Origin of the sequence: Endozoicomonas atrinae (assembly GCF_001647025.1) — a bacterium.
In the GTDB taxonomy this organism is placed as follows: domain Bacteria; phylum Pseudomonadota; class Gammaproteobacteria; order Pseudomonadales; family Endozoicomonadaceae; genus Endozoicomonas; species Endozoicomonas atrinae.
On sequence record NZ_LUKQ02000528.1, the window covers coordinates 1 to 1,670 of the forward strand.

The 1,670-nt window shown below is 52.2% G+C and carries 4 protein-coding genes; all 4 read left to right on the forward strand.

What is annotated here, in order from left to right:
• Positions 1 to 203 precede the first annotated feature (203 nt).
• Genes AK963_RS28720 through AK963_RS28735 form a run of 4 tightly spaced genes read left to right on the forward strand, consistent with a single transcriptional unit; the run spans position 204 to position 1,529 of the window.
• On the forward strand, positions 204 to 401 hold the full coding sequence (locus AK963_RS28720; RefSeq protein ID WP_066018696.1) for a DUF6900 domain-containing protein: 198 nt from the start codon (positions 204 to 206) through the stop codon (positions 399 to 401).
• Positions 398 to 862, forward strand: a complete 465-nt coding sequence (locus tag AK963_RS28725; RefSeq protein WP_066018697.1) for a DUF3489 domain-containing protein — start codon at positions 398 to 400, stop codon at positions 860 to 862. The genes AK963_RS28720 and AK963_RS28725 overlap by 4 nt, the downstream gene beginning before the upstream one ends.
• Positions 859 to 1,200, forward strand: a complete 342-nt coding sequence (locus tag AK963_RS28730) for a hypothetical protein (RefSeq protein WP_066018698.1) — start codon at positions 859 to 861, stop codon at positions 1,198 to 1,200. The genes AK963_RS28725 and AK963_RS28730 overlap by 4 nt, the downstream gene beginning before the upstream one ends.
• Entirely contained in the window at positions 1,164 to 1,529 is a 366-nt protein-coding gene (locus AK963_RS28735) for a hypothetical protein (protein WP_139117763.1), read from the forward strand. Before AK963_RS28730 ends, AK963_RS28735 begins: the two co-directional genes overlap by 37 nt.
• Positions 1,530 to 1,670: the final 141 nt, after the last annotated feature.

Consider the following 1,670-nt stretch of genomic DNA (forward strand, 5'->3'; position numbering starts at 1 on the left):
CCACATATTGTCGGCTCCAGCCTTGACGTTTGGCGAATTCTGACTGCGACAGTAGCTTCATAACCCCGCTCGCCCCCTCTCTTCCCCGCCAGAGCCCGACCTATCCTCCAAGCAATTGATAATTATCTGCTTTTTCTTGATAACCAGCGGTTATAGAGCCTAACTGTACATAACAACAACAAATCAACCGAAAGGACAAGCCAATGAACAAACGCATCGAAAAAGCCCTGGAAGCCATCGCCAGAAAGCATCGACTGTTCGATACCCTGAGCGAACAGAATACCTCCGAAGATTTCAATGAAGTCGCTGTCTGGTGCGTTAGAAGCGCCCTGGAAGAGGCTTACCAGCAAGGCATCAACGATGGACAACAAAAATCCAAAAAAGAAGGAGAGACACTATGAAACACGACAAACTCACCCAAGCCCAAGAAAACGTGCTGCAACAAGCCGCCAAAACCGGAACACTGAACACCTCCGATCTCACCATCAAAGGGGGAGCCCGAAAGAAAGTGTTAGAGAGCCTGACCAGTCGGGGCTTCCTGATTTCCCTGAAAGAACCCAACACCTACGACATCAGTCCGCAGGGCAAAGCGGCTATAGGTTGCGAGGATAAACCAGCCTCTAAAGACAAGGGCAAAATCCGCACCGGCACCAAACTCCACACAGTGATTGAACTTCTGGCCCGCCCGGAGGGTGCTGCCATTGAAGAAATCATGGACAAGACCGGCTGGCAGAAACACACAGTCCGAGGCACTTTCGCCGGTGCCCTGAAAAAACGACTGGGGCTGACCATCGAATCGGAGAAACCGGAAGGTCAGGACCGAATCTATCGAATCACCGCCGGACTGGAGACCGTCTTATGAGCACCCGGTCAAGAATAGCGAGGCTGCTGGATGACGGCAGCTATCGCTCCATCTACTGCCACTTCGATGGGGATCGGGTTGGCCAGATCCTCAGGCAGTATTTCTCCAGTGAGAATGATGCCAGGGCAATTATCAATCTTGGTGATATTTCAGGCATTGATAAAGACGGTGCCAGGGCTTACAAGGATATGGGCGATCCGTGGAGTCGAGTCCGTCCCAAACACAGTGCAGACTTAACAGCGCTGTTGAATCTGGCGTACGACACCGATGCCGAGTTCCTGCACTACTGGCAGGAGGGCCAATGGCACACCCTCCAGATGAGTGGTCCACGATTATGAGACCGCCTGCCCTGCTGGCCGTTGAACTCTCCAACGGCCATTTTATGTCTTGTCGCTTACTCTACCCGGACAGAAATACCCTCTCTTATCTCAACCGCTGGTACCGGGACATGGTTGAAGCCATTCTCCTGATTGAGCTGGGTAACCTGCACTCCATCCAGCGGGCAAGAACCACGGCCATGCACCGCGACTGGGGAGAGCTCTGGACCGATCATCAACCCCGTTTCTCTCACTCATGGAACCACCTTAAAGCACTGGCTCGTAGCCTCAAGGTCGAGACACTGATGACTCACAAAGCCGGAGAATGGAGAGAGATAAATAGAAAGTGATCAATGGTTAAACGGCGGTGTATAAACCACCAAAAGAAAATCCCCGCACAGGGCGAGGTTCGTAGAGAACAACCGGAGTCGTTATAAATTCCCGGGCATCCTGCTTGATTTTTCAGGGCTTCCCTCGGCTCACATCATTGT

Coding starts and splice junctions, on each gene's coding strand:
- AK963_RS28730 (WP_066018698.1), top strand. CDS start 859: ATGAGCACCCGGTCAAGAATAGCGAGGCTGCTGGATGACGGCAGCTAT.
- AK963_RS28735 (WP_139117763.1), top strand. CDS start 1,164: ATGGCACACCCTCCAGATGAGTGGTCCACGATTATGAGACCGCCTGCC.
- AK963_RS28720 (WP_066018696.1), top strand. CDS start 204: ATGAACAAACGCATCGAAAAAGCCCTGGAAGCCATCGCCAGAAAGCAT.
- AK963_RS28725 (WP_066018697.1), top strand. CDS start 398: ATGAAACACGACAAACTCACCCAAGCCCAAGAAAACGTGCTGCAACAA.